We start from the raw sequence: 25,535 nt of genomic DNA, 5'->3' as shown, positions 1-25,535 counted from the left end.
GCCACCCGGCACAATTTTTACAGCTTCGGTCCCGCACTCACCAACGCCGCACCCGCTGGCGTATCGGTGTACTTCTCAAAGTTTTGCACAAACAGCTTCGCAAGCGTGGTGGCTTTTTCCTGCCACTGCTCCGGCGACGCGTAGGTGTTGCGTGGGTCGAGGATATGGCTGTCCACGCCCGGCAGTTCGGTCGGGATTGCCAGATCGAACATCGGCAGGGTGAAGGTTTCCGCATCATCCAGCGAACCATTCAGAATGGCGTCGATAATGGCGCGGGTATCTTTGATGGAGATACGTTTGCCAGTGCCGTTCCAGCCGGTGTTGACCAGATACGCCTGGGCACCCGAGGCCTGCATGCGTTTCACCAGCACTTCGGCGTACTGCGTCGGGTGCAGCGACAGGAAGGCTGCGCCAAAGCAGGCGGAGAAGGTTGGCGTCGGCTCAGTCACACCCCGTTCGGTACCGGCCAGCTTGGCGGTAAACCCGGAGAGGAAGTGATACTGCGTCTGGCTGGCGGTGAGGCGTGAAACCGGCGGCAGCACACCAAACGCGTCGGCGGTGAGGAAGATCACCTTAGTCGCGTGGCCCGCTTTTGACACTGGCTTAACGATATTGTCGATGTGGTAGATCGGGTAGCTGACGCGGGTGTTTTCCGTTTTTGACGCATCGTCAAAATCGACCGTGCCGTCAGCACGTACCGTCACGTTCTCCAGCAACGCATCACGACGGATCGCCTGGAAGATATCCGGCTCCGCTTCAGCTGACAGGCGAATGGTTTTGGCGTAGCAACCGCCTTCGAAGTTAAACACGCCGTCGTCATCCCAGCCGTGCTCGTCATCGCCAATCAGGCGACGTTTCGGATCGGTGGAGAGGGTAGTTTTACCGGTGCCGGAGAGGCCAAAGAAGACCGCCACGTCGCCTTTCTCGCCCACGTTCGCCGAGCAGTGCATGGAGGCAATACCTTTTAACGGCAGCAGGTAGTTCATCACCGAGAACATCCCTTTCTTCATTTCGCCGCCGTACCAGGTACCGCCGATAAGCTGGATACGCTCCGTCAGGTTAAAGGCGACAAAGTTTTCCGAGTTCAGTCCCTGCTCTTTCCACTGCGGGTTGGTGCATTTCGCACCGTTCATCACCACAAAGTCAGGCTCGAAGCTCTGTAACTCTTCTTCGGTCGGGCGAATGAACATGTTCTTCACGAAATGGGCCTGCCAGGCGACTTCAGTGATAAAACGAACGGAAAGGCGGGTATCGGCGTTGGCACCGCAGTAAGCGTCGATGATGAACAGACGTTTACCGGAAAGTTGTTGGGTGACGAGGGATTTCAGATGCTGCCAGATTTCAGGGGAGATCGCTTTGTTGTCGTTCTTCCCTTTGCCGTGATCGGCCCACCACAGGGTGTCGCGGGTGGTGTCGTCACGAACAATGTACTTATCTTTCGGCGAACGGCCGGTAAAAATACCGGTGTCGACAGCGATAGCGCCGGTCGTCGTCAATATACCGCGCTCGTATCCTTCGAGTGCTGGATTGAGCTCTTCCTGATAAAGCGTATCGTAATCAGGGTTATAGACGATGTCGCGAGCGTCGTTGATACCATAAGCCTTGAGATCTTGCGGGGTTAAACCATTAACACGCATATCACTGCTCCTTAGCCAATTTATACTGCCTGAAATTGTAGGGGTTTTCTTCGAATGTTAACCGCGACCGGGCTCATAGATTTGCGTATCTGGACAAAAACCCTTTATGACGGAAAACGCTGTGACTCCTGTCACTTTGCGGTGCAGATTATGGCAGGAATCACTTTTCGGTTGGGGAAAATGTTCCGAAAAGGTTAATGAGCGATAAATTAAACTGCGAGAATGTGAATGTAAGCGCATACATGAAAGAAAATTACGAAAGTCTTACATTACTGATAACGATTCAGCAGATTGGGATAAATAGTGAATGAAATTAATGATTAGGGGAGGGGAAAAGGTTAACTGCCCCCTCAAGAGGGCAGTTAACGGCAGGTCTTAGTGCAGCTGCGGATCGGCCGGGGAGGCGTTGTTGCGGATCTCGGCAATGTCCATTGCGTTAAAGACGTAGTGAGAACCGCAGTAGTCGCAGTTCATGTCGATTTCGCCATCTTCCGCCAGGATGCTGTCAATCTCTTCATCCGGCAGTGTTTTCAGGGCGCCCGCGCAGCGTTCACGGGAGCAGGTGCACTTGAACTCAACATCCTGCGGATCGTAGAGCGTTACCTCTTCTTCGTGATACAGACGCCACAGCACTTCGTTCGCCGGTAAGGTGAACAGCTCTTCGGCTTTGATGGTTTCGGTCAGGGTGGCCAGGTGATCGAAATCATCTGCCTGCGCGTTCTGGGCTGGCAGCACCTGCAGCAGCATCCCGCCGGCACACGGCTGGCCGTCGACTTCGCCGGTACGGATAAACAGACGCGTCGGCAGCTGTTCGGAGCGCAGGAAGTAGTCTTCCAGGCAGGCTGCCAGCGTGTCGCCTTCCAGACCGACGACCCCCTGATAGCGCTCGCCCTCTTCCGGGGAGATGGTGATGACCAGGTAGCCATTGCCCACCAGCGTTTTCAGGTCTGCGTTTTCAGGGATCTCGCCCTGTACGCGCGCCACGCCGCGCATCTGCTGCTGGTTGTTGCCGTTGATTACCGCCAGGCTCATCGGGCCATCACCCTGCAGCTGCACGGTGATGTCACCGGCAAATTTCAGGGTCGCGGTCAGCAGGCTGGTCGCGACCAGCAGCTCGCCCAGCACGGTTTTTACCGGCAGCGGGTAGTTGTGGTTTTCCAGGATCTGTTTCCAGGTTTCGGATACGGTAACCAGCTCGCCGCGAACGGCAAATTGTTCAAACAGATAGCGGTGTAATTGGTCGTGTTGGGCCATAGTCATCTCTCGTTCAGCAAGAATCACTCATTCTCGCCATTTTTAAATTTAATCAGATCGCGACGTTCTTTCTTGTCAGGGCGTCTGTCGGGATGCGGCATGGTCAGGGCATTCAGCTTTCGCGCCTGCGCCATCTTTTCGCGTTTCTCCACGCTTTCTGCCGCCTCTTCGTACAGGGTGCTGGCTTCCACTGCCGGGCGACGTTGTTCGGTGATGTTTTTCACGATCACCGTCCGTTCATCGTTGCCCTGACGCAGGGTCAGGGTGGCGTTCAGCTCCACGAGCTTGCTCGGCTTGCTGCGCTGCCCGTTGTAATGCACCTTGCCGCCTTCAATCATTTCGCGGGCGAGGGCGCGCGTTTTGTAAAAGCGGGCAGCCCATAACCATTTATCCAGTCTTACTCCTTCGGAGGGTTTCTCTTTCATGGCTTCTCCTTCACGGTGAGTGAGGGGATCATCCGGCGGTAGTCGTTCAGCCCCGGATGTCGCAGATAGCTTTTTTCAGCCAGGCCAGAATCAGGATTGGTCACGCCAAGGCAATAACGAATGCCAAATTTTGCCGCCGCATCCAGAATGGGTTCGCTGTCATCAATGAACAACGTTCTTTCTGGCTGCAGGCCGGTCTCTTCTGCCACCGCCTGCCACAAACGCTGATCCTCTTTCGGATAACCAAATGTGTGGGTGGAAAGTAATAAATCAAGGTGTGAACCCAGTCCGGTATGTTCCAGCTTCACCGCCAGATTATGCGGGTGTGCGTTGGTCAGCAAAATGCGCCGCTTGCCGCTGGCTTTGAGCGCGTCCAGAAAGGGGACGGTATCTTCACGCAAAACGGCGCGCGGGCCCTGAGCGGTGGTCATGGCACAAATATCCAGACCAAGGCGTTCGCTCCAGTAGTCCAGACAGTACCAGTTTAGCGTATGTTGTACGGCGGTATATTGCTGGCGTATGAATTCCTGCGCCTCCAGCGGGGTGATCCCTTGCTGCTCGCCGTAGGTTTCCGGCACCAGTGTTTGCCAGAAGTAGTTATCAAACGCGAGGTCCAGCAGCGTGCCGTCCATATCCAGCAGGACGGTATCAACCTCCTGCCAGGCGATATCAAGATGCATGGGGAATACTCCAGCCAGAAAAAACGTGCGCGACAGGGTAGCATATCTGGTCGCGCACAGAGGTTATCCGATCAGGCTCTCAGGGGTAGGAACAAGCTTCGGATTGAGGCAATTTTCGTAGTACTGCTGGATCTCCGCCAGGCGGGTGCGCGAGCGCTGGTAGCGGCGTAACGCCATCACGCCGTTCCAGATAATGCACACCACCATCGCCAGCATCAGCAGCGAGGTGGCAATGTAACGCCATAAAACGGCGCTATCCGGTATGCGGTGCAGCTCGATATGGCGGGTGCCATTGGCATCGGTAAAGATGCTCGTCACAATTCCTTCGGCGCTGAACGGCGTGTGCATCAGCATCTGCGCCAGTCGCTGAAACTCGCCCCACTGCTCCTGCGCCGGGTAGTCATACAGCGCCACCGGCGGGTAGGGCTGATCGACCAGATCGCTGCCTTCATCGCTGACGATCACAAAGCCGCCGGGCGCCGGGCTGTTAAGCGCCTGCGCGGCACGCGAGGTTTCGCGCATAACGAATGGCGCGGTAGAGGTGGCGACCAGGTTTTCCAGCGACTCGGCGCTCACCGGACGCAGCAGGACGTTAACACCATCAAGACGACCAGTCGTGGCACGTTTCACCAGCGCTTCCCAGTCTTTGCTGTTGCCGAGGTTCACCAGCGCGTTCTTCAGCCTGACGCACTCATCCGCCTCCGCGCACAGCTCCTGGGTCTTCAGTACGATATCGCCAAAGTCATCCAGCAGGATCATGCCCGATTTCTGAATGGCGGAGCGTAACGCCGGGCTGACGCGCGTAACATCTTCCGGTTGAGGATGGAGCTGGCGGCTCAGGGCCTGGGTCAGCGCCGTGGCTTTGTTAACAATGTCTGATTCCGGCAGCGGCAGCGGGGCTGCGTCATTCCAGATCAGCTGCGAGCAGTCAAAGGGGGCAAAAGGCGAGCTCTGACGGGCGTTCCAGTTGCCCGGCGCGTGGATATTACACATCCCCGTTCCCTTCAGATTCAGCGTATCGCCGACGCGCACCCCGGCGTTTTCAAGCTCCCCAACGCTGGTAGCCTCGATGGTCTGGGCGCCTTTGATCCACGACAGGGTAAATTTGATCGGCATATCCAGCGGTACGAGGAAAATCAGCATTGCCAGCACCAGCCCGGCGCCACCGGCAATCACCGTGCTGCGCAACCAGTGCTGCAGCGGGAAGTTTTTCACCTCGTCATGCAGGGATAAATAACGTCCCTGGCGCACCACATGCCTGTCCAGATAGATATCAACATCGGTCTTTTGCCCTAAATCCTGGGCCAGCCACGGCTGCCAGTGGCGCGGGTAGATCAGGTCAATAATGCCCATCGAGATATTGTTGACGTGATCCTGATCGTTCTCGCCAAACAGACCCCAGCGCTTTGGCGTCCCGCGCAGGCAGTGGATCTCACGCAGCGCGTTTTTCGCCGGCGGGGCAAATAATCCCCATAAACCCGCCGCCAGCAGCAGCACGCCGCCACCAGCAAGCCAGGGGACAAACACATCCGGACTCAGCAGGCAGAAGAAGAACAGCAGGAAGGCGGCGACAATCAGCAGCGCTTCACGAATGCCATCCGGGCGGCTGAGGGCATACTCTTCGTGGGTCTCCTGACGAATGTTCAGCAGTTCGATCTGCTCTGTCTCTTCGCCACGAATCGACGCCTGGGTTGAGCTGACGTGTTCCAGCGCCAGATGCGGCGCTTCCTGGACATACTCGGCGATGGAGTGGCCGTTCAGGGTAATTACCAGCGGGATAGCGTCGGTGTGGATCAGCTCAACGCTGTTTTCATCATTGATGTACTGCTCCCAGAACGGCGGCAGATGCACTTCGACGGAGTCGAGGTAGTAGCGCCATTTATTGGGATCGTCTGTGGTAATGCCATAGCGGGTAATGGAGCGCGTCAGGCAGAGCACGGTATTGCTCTCGGCGTTCAGGCTTAACGAGACCGGAGCCGCGCTGGCGCCTGTTGCAGGCATTTGCTGGATGCGGTTAAACGACTCGAGATATTGCTCAATCGCGCTACGTTCTTCTGCGGTGAGTTTGCGTGTGCTCGCCCCGGTAAAGGCGTTGAGATAAGGCAGGCGATATCGACGCTGCGATCGACGTCTGAACCACCACCCTGCAATTAATGCGCAGGCCAGCATAGCAGCGATAATTATTAAAATGGTGCTCATGCTTTCCCCATCTTACTTTTCTTACAGGTGTAGTCAGTAGCACCTTTAACAGTGAATGCGTGTCTGTGGTTGGCTATCGGCATGTAAGGCGTTGAACTTGAGCAATTTGAAGCGCATCCCAGTGTTCGCTGATGATAGCAAAGGCAACCGTGGCGGAATATCAGCAAATTCCTGGAATAATTTCAACCTATTGACTTTTGTGTTGAAATGCGTAATGAATCTGATTAAGTTGCATAAATGTAAATAAACCGCGAAGGACATTGCCGAAACCGTGCGGCATATCGCACAATGAGGTCTGTTCACCCAGCAAAGACCCGTCAAAATGAGCAAACCCTTACAAAAGCCCACCATCCTGAATGTTGAGACTGTCGCCAAATCGCGGCTGTTTAACGTTGAGAGCGTGGATCTGGAGTTCAGTAACGGCGTGCGCCGCGTCTACGAGCGTATGCGTCCCTCCACACGCGAAGCCGTCATGATTGTGCCTATTGTCGACGAGCATCTGATCCTGATCCGTGAATACGCGGTGGGAACGGAATCTTACGAGCTGGGCTTCTCCAAGGGACTTATCGATCCCGGCGAGTCGGTTTATGAAGCCGCCAACCGTGAACTGAAAGAAGAGGTGGGCTTTGGTGCGAAGGAGCTTACTTTCCTGAAAAAGCTCAGCATGGCCCCTTCCTATTTCTCCAGCAAAATGAATATTGTGCTGGCGGAAGATCTCTATCCTGAATCGCTGGAAGGTGATGAACCTGAGCCGCTGCCGCAGGTACGCTGGCCGCTGGCGCATCTGATGGATCTGCTGGAAGAGCCCGATTTTAACGAAGCCCGGAACGTAAGCGCACTGTTTCTGGTACGGGAGTGGCTGAAAGGGCAGGGAAGACTATAGCGGAAAATCCCCCCTCCACCGGGAAGGGGGGAGACATATCAGAAGAGCTCTTGCGTTTCGCCGTTATCTATCAACGTTGTACCCACCTCATGCACCACCTGATGCGTTGGCTGCGTACCTTCGATGAAATACTCCTCACGACTGTTACCACCGTTAGCGAGCTGACCGCTGTAGCGATCGATATTGACCGTTACGATGCCCGGCGGTGGCGTAAGTGGTTCTTCCGGTACGCCATCAAGAACGATCTTCATAAAGGCATCCCACGCGGGCTGCGCGCTTTTGGCTCCGCCCTCGTAACCGGAGATCTGATCTTTAATTGCTCCGGAGGCTGTGGTTCGCCCTAAATCACGACGGTGATCGTCAAAGCCGATCCACACCGAGGTGACTGCCCCCGGACCATAACCCGAGAACCAGGCATCTTTGGAGCTGTTGGTGGTGCCGGTTTTGCCGCCAATATCCTTGCGCTGCAAATCACGACCGGCACGCCAGCCTGTACCCTGCCAGCCCGGTTCACCAAAGATGTTGCTGTTCAGCGCGCTCTTGATCAGGAACGCCAGCGGAGTGTTAATCACATGCGGGGCGTACTCCTGAGCGCCGGTCTGGGCGACCAGCGCCTGGTTCGCCTGCTGGAGCTGCGGCATCGGCACCGCCGCATTTTGCCGCTCCTGCGAGATCGCGACATCTTCCATGTCCTGGTTGTTCAGCGCGTCTGATTTAGGCGTATCGCCATAGATGACGGGAATATCACACTCGGCGCAGGCGATCTTCGGCCTGGCCTCAAACAGTACGCCGCCCTGATCGTTCTCGATTTTGCTGATGAAGAACGGATCGACCAGGAAGCCGCCGTTGGCCATCACCGCATAACCGCGGGCCACCTGTAGCGGGGTAAACGACGCGGAACCCAGCGCCAGCGACTCGGTATGTACGATATTCTGCGCCGGGAAGCCGAAGCGCTGCAGATACTCTGCCGCATAATCGACGCCCATGGCACGCATGGCACGCACCATCACCACGTTCTTCGACTGCCCCAGTCCCTGACGCAGGCGAATCGGGCCGGCGTACTCTGCCGGTGAGTTTTTTGGCCGCCAGTCGGAACCGGCCCCGGCATCCCAGCGGGAGATCGGCACGTCATTGAGAATACTGGCGAGGGTCAGACCCTTGTCCATTGCCGCGGTGTAGAGGAACGGTTTGATATTGGAACCGACCTGACGCAGCGCCTGAGTGGCACGGTTAAACTTGCTCTGATTGAAGTCGAAGCCGCCCACCAGCGCCAGAACCGCACCGTTATGCGGGTCGATAGAGACCAGCGCCGAGTTAACGTCCGGGATCTGTCCCAGCCACCAGGCGTCATTAACCTGGCGCACCCAGATTTGCTGGCCCACCTGTACGACGTCGGTCACTTTGCGTGGCGTCGCGCCCTGCTGTGTATCAGAGCGGTACGGACGTGCCCAGCGTACCCCTTCCATCCGCAGCGACACGGAGGTGCCGTCGGCGAGCATCGCCGTGGCTTCCTGCGGATTGGCCTGGGTCACCACCGCCGCCACGAAGGGCCCATAGCCCGGAAGCGGCTTCAGGGTGTCGGTGATTTTTTTACTGCTCCAGGCGGATTCACCTACCTTCCACAGCACGTTTGACGGGCCGCGGTAGCCGTGGCGCATATCGTAATCTATGACGTTGTTACGCACCGCCTGCTGCGCGCCCTGCTGGATGTTGCGGCTGATGGTGGTGTAAACGCGGTAACCATCCTCGTAGGCCTGTTCGCCGTAGCGGGAGACCATCTCCTGGCGAACCATCTCGCTGAGATAAGGGGCGGAGAAGGCAATTTCCGGCGCGTGATAGTTGGCATCAATCACCTCACTGCGCGCCTGATCGTACTGCGTCTGGCTGATATAGCCCTCGCTCAACATACGCGACAGCACCACGTTGCGACGTGCGGTAGCGCGATCCAGCGAGTAGAGCGGGTTGAAGGTGGAAGGCGCCTTCGGCAGACCGGCGATGGTCGCCATTTCACTCAGGGTCAGCTGTTCGATGGATTTACCGAAATAGACCTGCGCCGCCGCACCCACGCCATAGGCACGGTAGCCGAGATAGATCTTGTTGAGGTAAAGCTCAAGGATCTCATCTTTATTCAGCAGCTGCTCAATGCGGATCGCCAGGAACACTTCCTTAATCTTACGCATCAGCGTTTTTTCAGGGCTCAGGAAGAAATTACGCGCCAACTGCTGGGTGATGGTACTCGCCCCCTGCGAAGCATGGCCGGAGAAGAGCGCCACGCTGGCGGCACGGAAAATCCCCACCGGGTCGACGCCGTGGTGCTCATAAAAGCGGCTATCTTCTGTGGCAATAAAGGCTTTCACCATTACTGGCGGAATTTGATTCAGCGTCAGCGGGATACGCCGCTTTTCGCCGTACTGGGCAATCAGCTCGCCATCGGCGCTATAAACCTGCATCGGGATCTGAAGGCGTACGTCACGAAGCGTAGCGACATCAGGCAGTTGCGGCTCAATATATTTGTACAAACCAAAAATCGAGCCTGCTCCAAGCAGAATGCAACAGACTGCAAGGATCAATAAATACTTTACGAACTTCACTGGAGATTTCCCATTTAGTTTGAACTGGGCAGTTTCTAAACAATCGCGCGGTAGTATAAAGGCAAGCCTGTAGCATTGATATAGCCGTTATCCCCCCGGACGATAAGGAGATCGTGAAACATGGTATTTAAAACATGGCGAACAGGCGTTCATATTCAACAGGATAAGGTGCTGGCCGTCGCGCTGGTACGCAGAAAGTCGGGCTGGGGGCTGCGCCGCTGGTGGCAGCTCCCCCTGGCGGAGGGCATTATCCGCGACGGGCAAATTCTTCAGCCCGAACAACTGGCTGCGGCGTTGCGCGAGTGGCGGCAATGGCTGCCTTACCAGCATCAGGTACTTCTCGCCTTTCCGGCCGCACGCACCCTGCAACGCACCTTTCCGCGCCCGGCAATAACCCTGCGCGACAGTGAGGAGACGGCCTGGATTGGCGCGGCCTTGAGCCGCGAGCTGGAGATGGCACCCGATGCCCTGCGTTTTGATTATGCGGAAGATACGTTCAGCCAGGGGTATCAGGTTACCGCGGCACAAAATAAAGAGATCGCCACGCTGCTGGATCTGGCCCGGGTGTTGCGTCTGCGGCTGACTGCGATCACACCCGATGCCGGGGCGCTGGCCCATTTTCTGCCTTTTGTACACGCGCCTGCCCAGTGCGTTGCCTGGCGCGATCGGGATCAATGGCTATGGGCGATGCGTCACCAGTGGGGCAGACGTGGGCTGGCGGAGGCGCCCGATGTTGAAAGCCTGGCAGCCCTGCTGGCGCTAGGGGTTGAGGAGATCGCCTGCTGCGATATGCGCAGTTTCGACCCCTGGAACGTGTTGTCCCACCGGCAACCGCCGCTGCCTGAAAATGGCGCGGATTTTAGCGTCGCACTGGCGTTAGCGCTGGCGACGGAAGGCTATGCGCGATGAGCGCGGCCAACCTGCTGCCGTGGCGTCAGCAACAAAAACGCCACTGCCTGCGCTTCTGGGGCTTGCTGTTCACCGGCTCGCTGCTGGTAACGCTGGGGCTCTGGACCGCCCGGCGGGCCGACGTCCCGCTACAAGCGCAGGTTTTCGCGCAGCGACAGGCCAGCGATGGGGCGCTGAGGCAGGCGCTGGCGCAGCGGCAAAAGCAGTGGACGGCGCGTATTGTTCAGCGCCAGCAACAGCAGATCTGGGCGCAAAAAAAAGCGCAGACAGAGGCCTGGCAGACGATCCTCATCGTCCTGGCCCGCGCCCTGCCGGAGCAGGCATGGCTGGCGCAGCTTCGTTTCCAGCACTCCACGCTCTCCCTGAGTGGATACGCCGCCACGTTACCGGCGCTTGCGGCGCTGGAGACGGCGCTACGCCAGCTGCCGGGGTTTACCCCTACCACGCCCGGCGAGATGCGCCAGGACGCACAGGGGCGCTGGCAATTTAGCTGGGCGCTGACCCGCAAGGAGGAGGCTGATGCGGATCCCTCCTGACATCTGGTACGCGTTGTCCCCGCGCTGGCGCTGGCTGTGCTGGGGCCTCAGCTCAGGGCTGATGCTGCTCTGTGTGCTCGGGGGGCAGCTACGCATGCAGCAGCAACAGCTCGCCACGCACCAGGCTCAGCACGCGCGTGACGCGGCGATCAACGGCCGCTTATGGACCGCGGTGCGTAAGCTCTCGCCCGTTGAGGATGCGCCATCGTCCGTGGCGCTGCGCCCCTTTTCACCGCTGGAGTTCGATAACGGTGAGCTACACATGGTGCGCTGGCAACCCGTCAATGCGGGAGGCGAACTGGTGGTCGAGGCGGTATGGGGGCAGATACCCGGGCTGTTTGCCACTCTCGCCCAACGCGACGTGGCGGTGGCGCGTTTTACGCTCCAGCCAGAACAGCAAAAGCTGCGCCTCACCCTGCAACTGGAGCGCCAGAATGCGGGTTAGCCGTGGCGTACTGCTTCTGCTGCCGCTTCTTCTCGGCATGCGCGATCCGTTTCAGGCGCCGGTGTCACGCTGCCCCGACGCAGCCCTGAGCCAGTGGCGTTATGCCGGGCTGGTATCCGGCGCGGTGCCGGTGGGCATCGTCAGGGATGAAAAGTCCCGCTGGTTGCGGGTGCGTCGCGGCGACACGCTGCCCCAGGGCTGGCAGGTAAGGGTGCTGAATGAAAAGGAGTTGGTCATCGACACGTCTGAGGCGTGTGAACCGCCGTTATGGCGATGGCAACGACAAGGAACGAAACAGGATGAAAAGAGGGATGGTGGCATTACTGCTGATCGGCAGCCAGACGCTGGCAGCGGAACCGTTGGCCGTGAATCTGGTCGTGGATGATGTGCCGGTCGCCCAGCTTCTGCAGGCCCTGGCGGAGCAGGAGAACCGCAATATGATTATTGCACCAGACGTGAGCGGCAATGTCTCTTTGCGTCTGCAAAAGGTGCCCTGGTTACAGGCGATACAGACGGTGGTGACCAGCGCCGGGCTGGTGATGCGCCAGCAGGAGGGCATCTTTTATATCCACAGCGCCGCCTGGCAACAACAGCAGCAGGCCAGAAAAGAGGCGGAGCGCGCTAAGCGTCAGCTCAGTGTGCCGCTGGAGGCGCGCAGTTTTTCTCTCTCCTATGCGGATGCGGGCGATCTCAGGCAGGCTGCCGAAAAGCTCCTCAGCCCAAAAGGCAGCCTTGCGGTGGACAAACGCACCAACCGTCTGCTGGTGCGCGACAGCAGGGCTGCGCTGGATGCGTTACAGCACTGGGTGGGGCAGATGGATCTGCCGGTAGCCCAGGTCGAGTTGGCGGCACACATTGTCAGCATGAGTGAAAAAAGCCTGCGGGAGCTGGGCGTGAAGTGGAGCCTGGCGCAGGCGCAGCAGCCTGGTAAGCCCGGAGAGTTGACGATACTCAACAGCGATCTTGCGGTGACCAACGCCACTACGCAGGTGGGTTTCACTATCGGCCGGATTAATGGCCGGTTGCTGGACATTGAGCTCTCCGCCCTGGAACAAAAACAGCAGGTGGATATTATCGCCAGCCCGCGTCTGCTGGCGTCGCATATGCAGCCTGCCAGCATTAAACAGGGCAGTGAAATTCCCTACCAGGTTTCCAGCGGAGAGAGCGGCGCGACGTCGGTGGAATTTAAAGAGGCGGTGCTGGGCATGGAGGTGACTCCGGTGGTGCTGGCCAATGGACGTGTACGCCTGAAGCTGCGCATCAGCGAGAACAGCCCGGGCCAGGTGCTAAAGCAGGCCGACAGTGAAACCATGACGATAGACAAACAGGAGATCGAAACCCAGGTAGAGGTCAAAAGTGGTGAAACGCTGGCCTTAGGCGGAATTTTTTCTCAGAGACATAAAAGCGGGAGTGAAAATGTGCCAGGCTTGAGCCGTATCCCCATCCTGGGGCAGTTTTTTCGCCATCAGGGTAAAGACAACGAGCGCCGGGAATTAGTGGTTTTTATCACCCCTCGTCTGGTTACGACCTCCTGATATGCGGCAACGCCCCACGTGATTTTGCATTCTGTTTGTTGCAGATGTTTGACGTGGGGCATTAATTAGCATACAAGGAGTACCGATTTGAGAATCAGCCTACTCAATCTCACACCTTAACAACTTAAGCGGCAAGCAGGGTGATTTATTCTGTTGCCAAACAAGCTGGAGTATTGAGATAATTTTTAGTCTGACTCTCGCTCTATCGCATATGAGGTTTCAGTTCATGTCCTGTTACGCCAGGTGTCGGCGAAGCGGGTTTACCATTAACGAATAGTCTTAGTAGTACCGAAAAAATGGCAGAGAAACGCAATATCTTTCTGGTTGGGCCTATGGGTGCCGGCAAAAGCACTATTGGGCGCCAGTTAGCTCAACAACTCAATATGGAATTTTACGATTCTGATCAAGAGATTGAGAAACGAACCGGAGCTGATGTGGGCTGGGTCTTCGATGTAGAAGGCGAAGAGGGTTTCCGTGACCGAGAAGAAAAAGTTATCAATGAACTTACGGAAAAACAGGGCATTGTGCTGGCTACTGGCGGCGGCTCTGTAAAATCTCGCGAAACTCGCAACCGTCTCTCCGCCCGCGGTGTCGTGGTCTATCTCGAAACGACCATCGAAAAACAACTGGCGCGTACGCAGCGTGATAAAAAACGCCCGTTGCTGCAGGTTGAGACGCCTCCACGTGAAGTTCTGGAAGCGCTGGCTGATGAACGCAATCCCCTGTATGAAGAGATTGCTGACGTTACCATTCGCACAGACGATCAGAGCGCTAAAGTGGTCGCAAACCAGATTATTCATATGCTGGAAAGCAACTGATTCTGGCTTTATATATACTCGCCTGCGGGTAAAAAGTATTTAAGGTGGATGTCGCGCTATGGAGAGGATTACAGTCACTCTCGGTGAACGGAGTTACCCTATCACTATCGCGGCTGGTTTGTTTAACGACCCAGCTTCCTTCTTACCACTGAAAGCGGGTGATCAGGCAATGCTGGTCACCAATGAGACGCTGGCTCCGCTTTATCTCGACCGAGTACGTCAGCTGCTTGAACAGGCTGGCGTGAAGGTCGACAGTGTGATTCTGCCTGATGGCGAGCAGTATAAAAGCCTGACGGTACTTGATACCGTCTTCACCGCATTACTGCAAAAACCGCACGGTCGCGACACAACACTGCTGGCATTAGGCGGCGGTGTTGTTGGCGATCTGACGGGGTTTGCGGCGGCAAGCTATCAGCGTGGCGTTCGTTTTATTCAGATCCCGACCACGTTGTTGTCGCAGGTTGACTCTTCTGTTGGCGGCAAAACCGCCGTAAACCATCCGCTTGGCAAAAACATGATTGGCGCGTTCTATCAGCCCGCGTCGGTGGTGGTGGATCTCGACTGTCTGCAAACGCTGCCTAAGCGCGAGCTGGCATCTGGCCTGGCGGAAGTGATCAAGTACGGCATTATTCTCGATGGCGAGTTTTTTAGCTGGCTTGAAGAGAATATGGACGCCTTATTGCGCCTGGATGGTCAGGCGATGGCGTACTGTATTCGCCGTTGTTGTGAGCTGAAAGCAGAAGTGGTTGCCGCAGACGAGCGCGAAACAGGCTTACGTGCTTTACTGAATCTGGGGCACACCTATGGCCATGCTATCGAAGCCGAAATGGGCTACGGTAACTGGCTGCATGGCGAGGCCGTGGCGGCGGGGATGGTGATGGCCGCTCGCACCTCGGAGCGTCTGGGTCAGTTCAGCAAGGCGGATACACAACGCATTATCACGTTGCTTGAGCGTGCCGGGTTACCGGTGACGGGGCCGCGCGAAATGTCAGCGCAGGCCTACTTGCCGCACATGATGCGTGATAAAAAAGTATTAGCAGGCGAGATGCGTCTGGTACTCCCGCTTGCAATCGGAAAGAGTGAAGTTCGTGGCGGTGTGCCGCACGATGTCGTTCTTGGCGCTATTGCTGATTGCCAGCAAGCGTAACTATTAGAAAGGTCCGGCTGCGGTAATACGTAGCCATTTTGCTTCAGGTGATATGCAAAGTCGTAGGCATAAGCCTTTTAGTGGGGTGTTAAATGGATGAATTCAAACCAGAAGACGAGCTGAAACCCGATCCCAGCGATCGTCGTACTGGTCGTACTCGCCAATCTTCAGAACGTGATAACGAGCCGCAAATCAACTTTGATGAGGTCGATCTGGACAATGACGATCCTCGTCCTTCGCGTGGCCGCGCCGCCCGCGACGAGCGTGAAGAAGAGGATTATGAGTCCGAAGATGATTCAATGGACGAAGCGCCCGTACAGCGTCGCCCGCGCAAGCGTAAGGCCGCTGCGGCGAAGCCCGCTTCCCGCCAGTATATTATGATGGGCCTGGGTGTGCTGGTCCTGCTGCTGCTGATTATCGGCGTCGGCTCCGCACTGAAAGCCCCGTCCACCTCGCCTGCTGAACAAACTGCTTCTGGCGAGAAGAGTATCGATCTTTCCGGCAGCGCTGCCGACCAGGCAAATGGCTCGCAGCCAGCGCCAGGCGCCACCTCCGCGGAGAATACGCAGCAGGAGATCTCTCTGCCGCCTGTTGCCTCCACGCCGACTCAGGGCCAGTCTCCGGCTACGCCTGAAGGCCAGCAGCGCGTTGAGGTTCAGGGCGATCTGAATAACGCCCTGACGCAGCCGCAGAGCGAGCAGCAGGTTAACAACGTGGTGGTGAACTCCACCCTGCCGACCGAGCCTGCAACCGTGGCGCCAATCCGTGGTGCTAACGGGCAACAGCAGACGGCGGCCGCAGAATCTGCGCCACGTCAGACTAAACCTGCGCAGCATCAGGAGCGTAAGCAGGCGGTGATTGAGCCGAAGCGTGAAGTGAAGCCGCAGCCTGTTGCGAAAGCAGAAGCGCCAAAAGCAGCCGCGCAGCCGAAGCACACTGAAACGGCAACCAGCGCCCCGGCGAAAGCGCCTGCAACAACCGCGACGGCACCGAAAGCAACGCCAACGCCGACCGCAACAGCATCGACGCCAGCGGCGAGCGCCCCGGCGGCTTCTGCCAGCACCGGTAAATCGACAGGGAACGTGAGTTCTCTGAAGTCTGCGCCGTCCACCAACTACACGTTGCAGCTGAGCAGCTCTTCCAGCTATGACAACCTCAACGGCTGGGCGAAAAAATCGAACCTGAAAAACTTTGTTGTCTACGAGACCACCCGTAACGGTCAGCCATGGTATGTGCTGGTAAGCGGTGTGTACTCATCGAAAGACGAAGCAAAACGTGCGGTTGCCACACTGCCAGCCGACGTTCAGGCGAAAAATCCGTGGGCGAAGCCGATCCGTCAGGTTCAGTCCGATTTGAAGTAATCTGTGAAGCGCAGGATGCTGTCGGAGCTTTCTCCACAGCCGGAGAAGGTGTAATCAGTTAGTCAGCATGAAAAAAAATCGCGCTTTTTTGAAATGGGCAGGGGGGAAATACCCCCTGCTCGATGATATTCAAAAACACCTGCCAGACGGCGAGTGTCTTGTCGAACCCTTTGTTGGTGCGGGCTCGGTATTTCTCAATACCAACTACACCCGCTACATCCTTGCGGATATCAACAGCGACCTGATCAGTCTTTACGAAATCGTAAAAGAGCGTACCGATGAGTACGTCGATGAGGCGCGCAAGCTCTTTACGCCAGAGAACAACACCCCGGACGTTTACTATCAGCATCGCGCTGAGTTTAATCAGTGCCAGGATAAGTTCCGCCGTGCGCTGCTGTTCCTCTATCTTAATCGCCACGGCTACAACGGCCTGTGCCGGTATAACCTGCGTGGTGAATTTAACGTGCCGTTTGGACGCTACAAGCGCCCCTATTTTCCTCAGGCCGAGCTGTATCACTTTGCTGAAAAAGCGCAGAATGCGGAATTCCATTGCCTCTCGTATGAAGAGTGCATGAACCTTGCTGACGCCAATTCGGTGGTTTACTGTGATCCACCGTACGCACCTCTGTCTGCTACGGCGAACTTTACCGCTTATCACACCAACAGCTTTAGTCCTGCCGAGCAGGCGCATCTGGCGGGGATGGCGGAAAAGCTGGTCAGCAAAAGTATCCCGGTGTTAATTTCGAATCACGATACGCCCGATACGCGCGAATGGTACAAGGCCGCGAAGCATTTTCAGGTCAAAGTCCGGCGCAGCATCAGCAGCAACGGCGGCACACGTAAAAAGGTGGACGAACTGCTGGCTCTCTATCTGCCCTGAGCCGTTTCGCCCGCCGTTAAACAAAGTTCAAGGAGATGCGGATGAAACAGTATTTGATTGCACCCTCAATTCTTTCGGCTGATTTTGCCCGGCTGGGCGAAGACACCGCGAAAGCACTGGCTGCCGGTGCGGATGTCGTTCATTTCGACGTTATGGATAACCACTACGTGCCTAACCTGACCATCGGCCCGATGGTCCTGAAGGCGCTGCGCAATTATGGCGTTACCGCACCTATTGACGTGCACCTGATGGTAAAACCGGTCGATCGCATCGTGCCGGATTTTGCCGCCGCAGGTGCCAGCATCATCACCTTCCATCCTGAAGCCTCCGAACACATTGACCGTACGCTACAGCTGATCAAAGAGCACGGCTGTAAGGCGGGCCTGGTCTTCAATCCGGCCACGCCGCTGAGCTACCTGGATTACGTCATGGACAAGCTGGACGTGATCCTGCTGATGTCCGTTAACCCGGGCTTTGGCGGGCAGTCTTTCATTCCGCATACGCTGGATAAACTGCGGGAAGTACGTCGCCGTATCGACGAGTCTGGCTTTGATATCCGCCTCGAAGTGGATGGCGGCGTGAAGGTCAGCAATATCGGCGAAATCGCGGCGGCGGGGGCAGATATGTTTGTCGCGGGTTCGGCTATTTTCGATCAGCCGGACTACAAAAAAGTCATTGATGAAATGCGCAGTGAACTGGCGAAGGTAAGTCATGGATAATTTGCAGGCAATTCGGGGTGTTGCATTTGACCTCGACGGTACGCTGGTGGACAGCGCACCGGGTTTAACCGCGGCGGTCGATCAGGCGCTGTACGCGCTGGAACTGCCGGTGGCAGGCGAAGAACGTGTGGTGACGTGGATCGGTAACGGGGCCGACGTGCTGATGGAGCGCGCGCTGACCTGGGCGCGTCAGGAGCGTGCTGTTCAACGTGCGGCGCAGGGCAAACCGAGTGTCGATGATGCAGACATCCCCCAGGAAGAGCAGGTGCGTATCCTGCGTAAGCTGTTTAACCGTTTTTATGAAGAGACGGTGGAAGAGGGCAGCTTCCTGTTCCCGGATGTGGCCGCTACGCTGAGCGCGCTGCATGCTCAGGGTCTGCCGCTGGCGCTGGTGACCAACAAGCCGACGGCGTTCGTCGCCCCACTGCTGGAAGCGCTGGATATCGCTCACTATTTCTCGGTTATTGTCGGCGGCGACGATGTGCAGAACAAGAAGCCGCATCCCGAACCGCTGCTGCTGGTGGCAGGAAAATTATCCTTAACGCCTGAAGCGCTACTCTTTGTGGGGGATTCGCGTAATGATATTCTGGCTGCCAGGGCCGCAGGCTGCCCTTCCGTTGGCCTGACCTATGGTTATAACTATGGTGAATCCATTACGCTGAGTGAGCCGGATTTTGTCTTCGACCACTTCAAAGATTTGTTGCCCGTTCTCGGGCTTTCGCACAGTGAAAATCAGGAATTGAAAAATGACTAAGCCCATCGTATTTAGTGGCGCACAGCCCTCAGGTGAACTGACCATTGGCAACTATATGGGTGCGCTGCGTCAGTGGGTTGGCATGCAGGATGATTACCACTGCATTTATTGCATCGTGGATCTGCACGCTATCACCGCGCGTCAGGATCCTGAGAAACTGCGTAAGGCCACGCTGGATACGCTGGCGCTCTATCTGGCCTGCGGTATCGACCCGCAGAAAAGCACCATTTTCGTTCAGTCTCACGTGCCGGAGCATGCGCAGCTGGGCTGGGCCCTGAACTGCTACACCTACTTTGGCGAACTGAGCCGCATGACCCAGTTCAAGGACAAATCGGCCCGCTATTCTGAAAACATCAACGCCGGTCTGTTTGATTACCCGGTGCTGATGGCCGCTGACATTCTGCTGTACCAGACCAACCAGGTGCCGGTGGGTGAAGATCAGAAGCAGCATCTGGAGCTGAGTCGTGATATCGCCCAGCGCTTTAACGCGCTCTATGGTGATGTCTTCAAAGTGCCGGAGCCGTTTATTCCGAAGTCCGGTGCCCGCGTGATGTCCCTGCTGGAGCCGACTAAAAAGATGTCCAAGTCGGACGATAACCGCAATAACGTTATCGGTCTGCTGGAAGATCCGAAATCGGTGGTTAAAAAGCTCAAACGTGCGGTTACTGACTCAGATGAGCCGCCTGTGGTGCGTTACGACGTGCAGAACAAAGCGGGCGTCTCTAACCTGTTGGATATTCTCTCTGGCGTAACGGGCCGCACCATTCCGGAGCTGGAGCAGCACTTCGAAGGCAAAATGTACGGCCATCTGAAAGGTGAAGTGGCGGATGCGGTCTCCGGCATGCTGACCGAACTGCAGGCGCGCTATCACCAGTTCCGCAATGACGAAGCCTTCCTGCAGAAGGTGATGAAAGAGGGTGCCGAGAAAGCCAGCGCACGTGCCTCTGAAACGCTGAAAGCGGTCTACGAAGCGATTGGATTTGTGGCGAAACCTTAAGGTTGCTTGCCGGGTGGCGCTACGCTTATCCGGCGAAATAACCCAATAAAAAAACCGGGATTTTCCCGGTTTTTTTATTGCCTGCGAAACGATTACTGATTTGCTGCCGGGCCGCAGCCACCGATGATCTTGGAAATAGAGATCGCCGGGTGGAGCAGGTAATCGTAGCTGCAGTTATTTTTGGTGTTTTGCACGTGGCCAGTGCACGCTGTCAGGGTTGTTAAGATGCCTGCAACCAGGGCAATCTTTGCCAGTTTGAACATAACGCTTCCTTGTCTGTAACTTGAGGGAATATATAGAAAATGTGCTTTCGCGGAAGGTATGTTATCGGCAGCGTCAGGAGAGGAGTAGTCCATTACAGGACTACTCATTTAGCGGGGAATATGTTCAGCCTGGCTTAGTGGTTCGAAAACCAGTTGAGTTTGTCACGCAGCGCCACCACGCGACCCACCACGATCAGCGCCGGGCTTTCAACCTGCTGCGCCAGCTCGCCCAGCTGGGTTAACACGCCGCTGACCACGCGCTGTTTAATCGATGTGCCGTTTTCCACCAGCGCAACCGGCATTTCCGCATCCATGCCATGTTCCAGCAGTTTCGCCTGAATGGTCGCCGCCTGGTTCAGCCCCATATAGAAGACCAGTGTCTGTTTCTCTGCGGCCAGGTTGTGCCAGTCCAGCTCGCTGCCGGTTTTCAGGTGGCCGGTCACCAGACGCACGCTCTGGGCGTAATCGCGATGAGTCAGCGGAATGCCGGAATAGGCGGAGCAGCCGGAGGCAGCGGTAATACCCGGCACCACTGAGAAGGGAATGCCCGCTTCGCACAGCGTCTCCAGCTCCTCGCCGCCGCGCCCGAAAATAAAGGGATCGCCGCCTTTCAGCCGCACCACGCGTTTACCCTTCTGGGCTTCACGCAGCAGGATCTGGTTAATCTCTTCCTGCGGAACGCAGTGATAACCGGCGCGCTTGCCGACAAACACCCGATCGGCATCCCGGCGCACCAGGTTCATAATGTCGTCAGAGACCAGGCGGTCATAGACCACGATATCCGCCTGCTGGATCTGCTGTAGCCCTTTCAGGGTTAACAGGCCGGCATCACCCGGACCGGCGCCCACCAGCACCACTTCGCCCCGGTGATCGAGCGGGGCATTGATCAGTTGCTCGGTGGTTTCATCCACGGCCTTTTGATCCTGATTCGCCAGCGACTGCGCCAGCCGGTCGTTCACAAAGAATTTTTCCCAGAAACGACGGCGTTCGCCTACGGTGGCAAACTGCTTTTTCACACGGCTTCGCAGTTGCCCTGCATAGTGGGCCACCTGGCCTAGATGCTGCGGCAGAATGGCTTCCAGCTTTTCGCGCAGCAGGCGCGCAAGCACCGGCGAGGTGCCGCCGGAGGAGACGGCGACCATCAGCGGCGAGCGGTCGATAATCGACGGCATGATAAAGCTCGCCTCTTTCGGCGCATCCACCACGTTGCAGAAGATTCGGCGAACTTCACAGGCGTCGCTGACGCGCTGGTTAACCGCATCGTCGTCGGTGGCGGCGATGGTCAGCCAGCAGGTATCGAGCAGCGTTTCGTTGAACTCACCCTCAACGAGGGTGAGCATCCCTTCCTGCGCCCACACGGTGAATTGCGGGGCGAAGTCGAGGGCGTTGACGGTAAGTCGGGCACCTGCGTCTAACAGCAGGCGGGCTTTGCGTTCAGCCACATCGCCACCACCTACAAGCAGGCAGTCACGATTGCGTAATTGACAGAATATTGGCAGGTGATCCACGACATTACCTCTTACTGGTTGGCTTTCGCCTGAACGGTTGCGATGGTTGCAGGAGTCGGACGCTCCGCTTTAGGGGTAGCATACCAGTAACCCCAACCCATAAATACAACCCCGGAAAGGGTATTGCCAAGCGTTACCCACAACAGGTTATGGCCGATACCTGACAGGGTGTACGCTTCGCTGTGGTGACCGAACCAGGAGAGGGCAAATAGCGTCATGTTGGCGATGGAGTGTTCGTAGCCAGAGGCGATAAAGGCCAGCAGACACCACCAGATCGCGATGAACTTCGCGGCGCCGTCAGTACGGATTGCCATCCAGATAGCCAGGCAAACCAGCCAGTTACAGAGTGCGCCTTTAAAGAAGAGCACCATCGCCGGGGCGGTAGTTTTTGCCAACGCGACGGTGTGCACGAGGCTGGTATCGACCGGCAGCAGGCTTCCGCCGCCCCAGCTATACAGTAGTGCGACAAACACCGAGCCCACCAGGTTGCCGAGCCAGGTCTGCGGCAGAATGCCCCACATCTGGCCCTGAGTGATGGTGCCCGCTTTAACACCCAGCGTCAGGAACATGGTGTGACCGGTGAACAGTTCAGAGCCAGCAATAATAACCAGTGTTAATGCGATCCCGAAGGTGGCGCCCATTACCAGCGGACGCACAGACGGGTCGACGAGGTTACCAAGAGTGAAAATTAAAATGATCCCCAGGCCGACATAGGCGCCCGCCATGGCGGAGCTGATCCAGAAGCCGAGAGGACTGTTTTTACTGAGGCGTGCAATCCGGGCAGCGTTAGCCGCACACTTATTGATGGTGTCTGTAAACATTTGATTATCCAGAATAGTAATGAAAGAAAGAATAAATACGTTGTAGGCCGGATAAGGAGCCTGCTGCGCCACCCGGCAACTGCCCGGCGGCGCAGCGCTTGCCGGGCCTACAACATCAAAATCAAAACAAATAGCGGGGGCGTTGCGCCCCCGTTTTAATCAGCCTCGCAGCTGCACCTTGCCGTCCTTCACGCGAACGTCATAGTGCTTCACGGAGCGGGTTTCGTCTTCCATACAGTGGCCGTCGCTCAGGCGGAAACGCTGCTTTTTCAGCGGGCTGGCAACCCACAGCTCGCCCTGGTGTTCAGCGATAATCCCACGGGAAAGCACGCTGGCCTCAAAGAACGGGTCGATATTGCTGATGGCAAAAACCTGTTCGTCGTGGCGCGGACGGAAAATAGCAACCTGCTCATGACCTAACAGCGCGCACACGCCGGTGGCAGGCAGGATCTCGTCGATGTTGCAGATATTGACCCACTGGCTCATACGTTTTCCTCCACCAGCATCACCGGAATACGTTCATATGGCGTTGCCGGGCGATGTTGCTCGCGCTCAGGCACGACCTGCACGCTCGGATCGCGCTGGTTGCTGTTGATAAAGTGTTTGAAGCGAACCTGCGCCGACGGGGTGTTGACGGTTTCTGTCCATTCGCAAATCACGGCGTCGCGCAGGCGAGCCATCTCTTCTTCCAGCGTCGCGTTCAGGCCGAGCTTGTCGTCGATGATGACGGACTTCAGGTAGTCGATGCCGCCTTCCAGATTATCCAGCCACGGTGCAGTACGGGTCAGTTTGTCCGCGGTACGGATGTAGAACATCATGAAGCGGTCGAGGTATTTGATCAGCGTTTCACGGTCGATATCCGCCGCCAGCAGATCCGCATGGCGTGGTTTCATCCCGCCGTTACCGCAGACGTACAGGTTCCAGCCTTTCTCAGTGGCGATGATACCCACATCTTTACCCTGCGCTTCGGCACATTCACGGGTACAGCCGGAGACGCCGAACTTCATTTTGTGCGGGGTGCGAATGCCTTTGTAGCGGTTTTCCAGCTCGACGCCGAAGCCGACGCTGTCGCCCACGCCGTAACGGCACCAGGTGCTGCCGACGCAGGTTTTCGCCATACGCAGCGCTTTGGCATAGGCATGACCGGTTTCGAAGCCCGCTTCAATCAGCTGACGCCAGATTTCCGGCAGGTCATCTTTCTGCGCACCGAACAGACCGATACGCTGGGAGCCGGTGATTTTGGTGTAGAGGTTAAATTCGCGGGCGATGCGGCCCACCGCCACCAGTCCTTCCGGGGTGATTTCGCCGCCGGCAGAGCGTGGGATCACCGAGTAGGTACCGTCTTTCTGGATGTTCGCCAGGAAGTTGTCGTTGGTGTCCTGCAGCGGCGTGTGCTGCGGTTTGAGCACATACTCATTCCAGCAGGAGGCCAGCAGAGAACCGACGGTCGGTTTACACACTTCACAGCCGTAACCCTGGCCATGTTTTTGCAGCAGCTCGTCGAAGGATTTGATGCCTTCAACGCGGATCAGGTGGTACAGCTCCTGGCGAGAGTAAGCGAAGTGCTCGCACAGGTTGTTGTTCACTTCGATACCCTGTTTCGCCAGCTCGGCGTTGAGCACCTGGGTCACCAGCGGGATACAACCGCCGCAGCCGGTACCGGCTTTGGTTTCCGCTTTCAGCGCCGCCACGGTGTGGCAGCCTTTGTTGATGGCAGAAATCAGCATGCCTTTGGTGACATCGAAGCAGGAGCAGATCTGCGCGCTGTCGGGCAGCTTATCGACACCGATAGAAGGTTTGCCGCTGGCCGCATGAGCAGGCAGGATCAGCGCATCCGGATTCTCCGGCAGTTCGATAGCGTTCAGCACCAGCTGCAGCAGGTTGCCGAAATCGCTGGTGTCGCCCACCAGCACCGCGCCGAGCAGGGTTTTGTTATCTTCGCTGACGATAAGACGTTTATAGACCTCTTTGCTTTCGTCGAGATAGACGTAGCTGCGGGAGTTTGGCGTACGGCCATGCGCATCGCCGATACCACCCACGTCAACGCCCAGCAGTTTCAGCTTGGCGCTCATGTCTGCGCCTTCGAAGGCGTTTTCATTGCCGAGGATATGGTCAACGGCGACCTGCGCCATTTTGTAGCCCGGTGCAACCAGACCGTAGACATGATTTTCCCAGCTGGCGCACTCGCCGATGGCGTAGATATCTGGATCGGAGGTCTGGCAGGTAGAGTTGATCATAATGCCGCCACGCTGGGCAACCGCCAGGCCGCACTGGGTAGCCAGCTTGTCGCGCGGGCGAATACCGGTGGAGAAGACGATAAAGTCGACTTCCAGCTCGCTGCCGTCGGCGAAGCGCATGGTTTTACGCGCCTCGGTACCTTCCTGCACGATCTCTTTGGTATTTTTGCTGGTGTGAACTTTTACACCCATGCTCTCAATTTTGCGTTTGAGCTGCTCGCCACCCATGTGGTCAAGCTGCTCTGCCATCAGCATCGGGGCAAATTCGATGACGTGGGTTTCAATGCCTAAGTTCTTCAGTGCGCCAGCGGCTTCGAGGCCGAGCAAGCCGCCGCCGACCACCGCGCCACGTTTACTGCGACGGGCGCAGGATTCGATAGCGTTGAGATCTTCAATGGTGCGATAGACGAAGCAGTCCTGGGTTTCCGAGCCTTTGATCGGCGGGATCCACGGATAGGAGCCAGTCGCCATGATCAGCTTGTCGTAAAAAACCGTGCGTCCCGCACTGGAATGAATCACTTTTTCCTGACGGTTGATGGTGATAGCGCGCTCGCCCACCAGCACCTTCACGCCATGTTTCTCGTAAAAACCTTCACGCACCAGAGAGAGTTCTTCGGCAGTGTGGTGAGAGAAATAGGAGGAGAGGTGCACGCGGTCGTACGCCTTACGGGGTTCTTCACAGAACACGGTAATGTCGAACTGGGCGGCATCGGCTTTATCGAGAAGATCCTCAATAAAGCGGTGACCGACCATGCCGTTACCGATAATAGCGAGTCTGACTTTGCTCATTTTTGCCTCGATTTCTTTTCTATTACTGCCTACCTTAACGATTCAGCAACGGCGCTTATTGATGCAAATCAAATACGCCTTCAACTACTCCTTAGTGGGTAGATGACTGATTTGTCAGGTTTTTTATAAGTCGTGGAAATCGCAGGC

The 25,535-nt window shown here is 56.8% G+C and carries 24 protein-coding genes; 13 read left to right on the top strand and 11 right to left on the bottom strand.

The features are described 5' to 3' along the window. Positions 1 to 17: 17 nt before the first annotated feature. The 5 genes from pckA to GNG26_RS20430 all read right to left on the bottom strand — a co-directional run bounded on the left by pckA (position 18) and on the right by GNG26_RS20430 (position 6,195). Entirely contained in the window at positions 18 to 1,637 is a 1,620-nt protein-coding gene (gene pckA, locus GNG26_RS20450; protein ID WP_103177313.1) for a phosphoenolpyruvate carboxykinase (ATP), read from the bottom strand. Positions 1,638 to 2,012: 375 nt separating this feature from the next. After that, a complete protein-coding gene (gene hslO, locus GNG26_RS20445) occupies positions 2,013 to 2,891 on the bottom strand; it encodes an Hsp33 family molecular chaperone HslO (protein ID WP_103824807.1) in 879 nt (292 codons plus the stop codon). 23 nt (positions 2,892 to 2,914) lie between these two features. Continuing rightward, entirely contained in the window at positions 2,915 to 3,316 is a 402-nt protein-coding gene (gene hslR / locus GNG26_RS20440) for a ribosome-associated heat shock protein Hsp15 (protein ID WP_156239881.1), read from the bottom strand. Beyond that, positions 3,313 to 3,996, bottom strand: coding sequence for a GMP/IMP nucleotidase (yrfG, locus tag GNG26_RS20435; protein ID WP_114385612.1), 684 nt, complete (start codon positions 3,994 to 3,996; stop codon positions 3,313 to 3,315). Before yrfG ends, hslR begins: the two co-directional genes overlap by 4 nt. A gap of 63 nt (positions 3,997 to 4,059) precedes the next feature. Continuing rightward, on the bottom strand, positions 4,060 to 6,195 hold the full coding sequence (locus tag GNG26_RS20430; protein ID WP_156239879.1) for an intracellular growth attenuator family protein: 2,136 nt from the start codon (positions 6,193 to 6,195) through the stop codon (positions 4,060 to 4,062). Positions 6,196 to 6,517: 322 nt separating this feature from the next. Between GNG26_RS20430 and nudE the strand changes: the two genes are divergently transcribed. After that, positions 6,518 to 7,078, top strand: a complete 561-nt coding sequence (gene nudE / locus GNG26_RS20425) for an ADP compounds hydrolase NudE (protein WP_039031517.1) — start codon at positions 6,518 to 6,520, stop codon at positions 7,076 to 7,078. A gap of 38 nt (positions 7,079 to 7,116) precedes the next feature. Here the strand turns inward: nudE and mrcA are convergent, their stop codons facing one another. Then, the gene (gene mrcA, locus GNG26_RS20420; protein WP_156239877.1) at positions 7,117 to 9,669 is read right to left on the bottom strand and encodes a peptidoglycan glycosyltransferase/peptidoglycan DD-transpeptidase MrcA; all 2,553 of its coding nucleotides are present in this window, start codon (positions 9,667 to 9,669) and stop codon (positions 7,117 to 7,119) included. A gap of 120 nt (positions 9,670 to 9,789) precedes the next feature. Between mrcA and GNG26_RS20415 the strand changes: the two genes are divergently transcribed. The 12 genes from GNG26_RS20415 (at position 9,790) to trpS (ending at position 19,770) form a co-directional block, all read left to right on the top strand. Then, positions 9,790 to 10,578, top strand: a complete 789-nt coding sequence (locus GNG26_RS20415; protein ID WP_156239875.1) for a DNA utilization protein HofM — start codon at positions 9,790 to 9,792, stop codon at positions 10,576 to 10,578. After that, complete coding sequence (locus tag GNG26_RS20410; protein ID WP_156239874.1) at positions 10,575 to 11,114, top strand: PilN domain-containing protein; 540 nt, start codon at positions 10,575 to 10,577, stop codon at positions 11,112 to 11,114. The genes GNG26_RS20415 and GNG26_RS20410 overlap by 4 nt, the downstream gene beginning before the upstream one ends. Beyond that, the gene (locus tag GNG26_RS20405) at positions 11,098 to 11,559 is read left to right on the top strand and encodes a HofO (protein WP_156239872.1); all 462 of its coding nucleotides are present in this window, start codon (positions 11,098 to 11,100) and stop codon (positions 11,557 to 11,559) included. The genes GNG26_RS20410 and GNG26_RS20405 overlap by 17 nt, the downstream gene beginning before the upstream one ends. Beyond that, positions 11,549 to 11,944: a HofP DNA utilization family protein gene (locus tag GNG26_RS20400; protein WP_156239870.1), complete on the top strand. Its 396-nt coding sequence runs from the start codon at positions 11,549 to 11,551 to the stop codon at positions 11,942 to 11,944. The genes GNG26_RS20405 and GNG26_RS20400 overlap by 11 nt, the downstream gene beginning before the upstream one ends. Continuing rightward, positions 11,859 to 13,094 (top strand): DNA uptake porin HofQ, encoded by a 1,236-nt coding sequence (gene hofQ, locus GNG26_RS20395; RefSeq protein WP_156239869.1) that lies wholly within the window; start codon positions 11,859 to 11,861, stop codon positions 13,092 to 13,094. The genes GNG26_RS20400 and hofQ overlap by 86 nt, the downstream gene beginning before the upstream one ends. Before the next feature lie 296 nt (positions 13,095 to 13,390). Beyond that, on the top strand, positions 13,391 to 13,912 hold the full coding sequence (gene aroK / locus GNG26_RS20390) for a shikimate kinase AroK (protein WP_003861630.1): 522 nt from the start codon (positions 13,391 to 13,393) through the stop codon (positions 13,910 to 13,912). Between the two features lie 58 nt (positions 13,913 to 13,970). Then, complete coding sequence (gene aroB / locus GNG26_RS20385; protein ID WP_103177302.1) at positions 13,971 to 15,059, top strand: 3-dehydroquinate synthase; 1,089 nt, start codon at positions 13,971 to 13,973, stop codon at positions 15,057 to 15,059. A gap of 92 nt (positions 15,060 to 15,151) precedes the next feature. Next, on the top strand, positions 15,152 to 16,420 hold the full coding sequence (damX, locus tag GNG26_RS20380; RefSeq protein WP_156239868.1) for a cell division protein DamX: 1,269 nt from the start codon (positions 15,152 to 15,154) through the stop codon (positions 16,418 to 16,420). 67 nt (positions 16,421 to 16,487) lie between these two features. Continuing rightward, positions 16,488 to 17,300, top strand: a complete 813-nt coding sequence (gene dam / locus GNG26_RS20375; RefSeq protein ID WP_114316525.1) for an adenine-specific DNA-methyltransferase — start codon at positions 16,488 to 16,490, stop codon at positions 17,298 to 17,300. Positions 17,301 to 17,341: 41 nt separating this feature from the next. Further along, the gene (rpe, locus tag GNG26_RS20370; protein ID WP_156239867.1) at positions 17,342 to 18,019 is read left to right on the top strand and encodes a ribulose-phosphate 3-epimerase; all 678 of its coding nucleotides are present in this window, start codon (positions 17,342 to 17,344) and stop codon (positions 18,017 to 18,019) included. Beyond that, positions 18,012 to 18,773: a phosphoglycolate phosphatase gene (gph, locus tag GNG26_RS20365; RefSeq protein ID WP_114316527.1), complete on the top strand. Its 762-nt coding sequence runs from the start codon at positions 18,012 to 18,014 to the stop codon at positions 18,771 to 18,773. Before rpe ends, gph begins: the two co-directional genes overlap by 8 nt. Then, entirely contained in the window at positions 18,766 to 19,770 is a 1,005-nt protein-coding gene (gene trpS / locus GNG26_RS20360; protein WP_156239865.1) for a tryptophan--tRNA ligase, read from the top strand. Before gph ends, trpS begins: the two co-directional genes overlap by 8 nt. Positions 19,771 to 19,862: 92 nt before the next feature. Here trpS and GNG26_RS20355 read toward each other — a convergent pair whose 3' ends face one another. From GNG26_RS20355 to nirB, 5 genes are all read right to left on the bottom strand, one after another. Then, positions 19,863 to 20,033 (bottom strand): YhfL family protein, encoded by a 171-nt coding sequence (locus tag GNG26_RS20355; RefSeq protein ID WP_032614785.1) that lies wholly within the window; start codon positions 20,031 to 20,033, stop codon positions 19,863 to 19,865. 134 nt (positions 20,034 to 20,167) lie between these two features. Continuing rightward, complete coding sequence (gene cysG / locus GNG26_RS20350) at positions 20,168 to 21,541, bottom strand: siroheme synthase CysG (RefSeq protein ID WP_114385619.1); 1,374 nt, start codon at positions 21,539 to 21,541, stop codon at positions 20,168 to 20,170. Positions 21,542 to 21,552: 11 nt separating this feature from the next. Then, positions 21,553 to 22,362, bottom strand: coding sequence for a nitrite transporter NirC (gene nirC / locus GNG26_RS20345; RefSeq protein WP_103177295.1), 810 nt, complete (start codon positions 22,360 to 22,362; stop codon positions 21,553 to 21,555). Between the two features lie 159 nt (positions 22,363 to 22,521). After that, positions 22,522 to 22,848 (bottom strand): nitrite reductase small subunit NirD, encoded by a 327-nt coding sequence (gene nirD, locus GNG26_RS20340; RefSeq protein ID WP_103177294.1) that lies wholly within the window; start codon positions 22,846 to 22,848, stop codon positions 22,522 to 22,524. Next, on the bottom strand, positions 22,845 to 25,388 hold the full coding sequence (gene nirB / locus GNG26_RS20335) for a nitrite reductase large subunit NirB (protein ID WP_156239863.1): 2,544 nt from the start codon (positions 25,386 to 25,388) through the stop codon (positions 22,845 to 22,847). The genes nirD and nirB overlap by 4 nt, the downstream gene beginning before the upstream one ends. Between the last annotated feature and the right edge of the window lie 147 nt (positions 25,389 to 25,535).

The organism is Leclercia sp. J807 (genome assembly GCF_009734465.1).
GTDB lineage: Bacteria > Pseudomonadota > Gammaproteobacteria > Enterobacterales > Enterobacteriaceae > Enterobacter.
The sequence above is the reverse complement of the archived record's forward strand: the minus strand, read 5'-3'. Positions and strand labels throughout refer to the sequence as shown.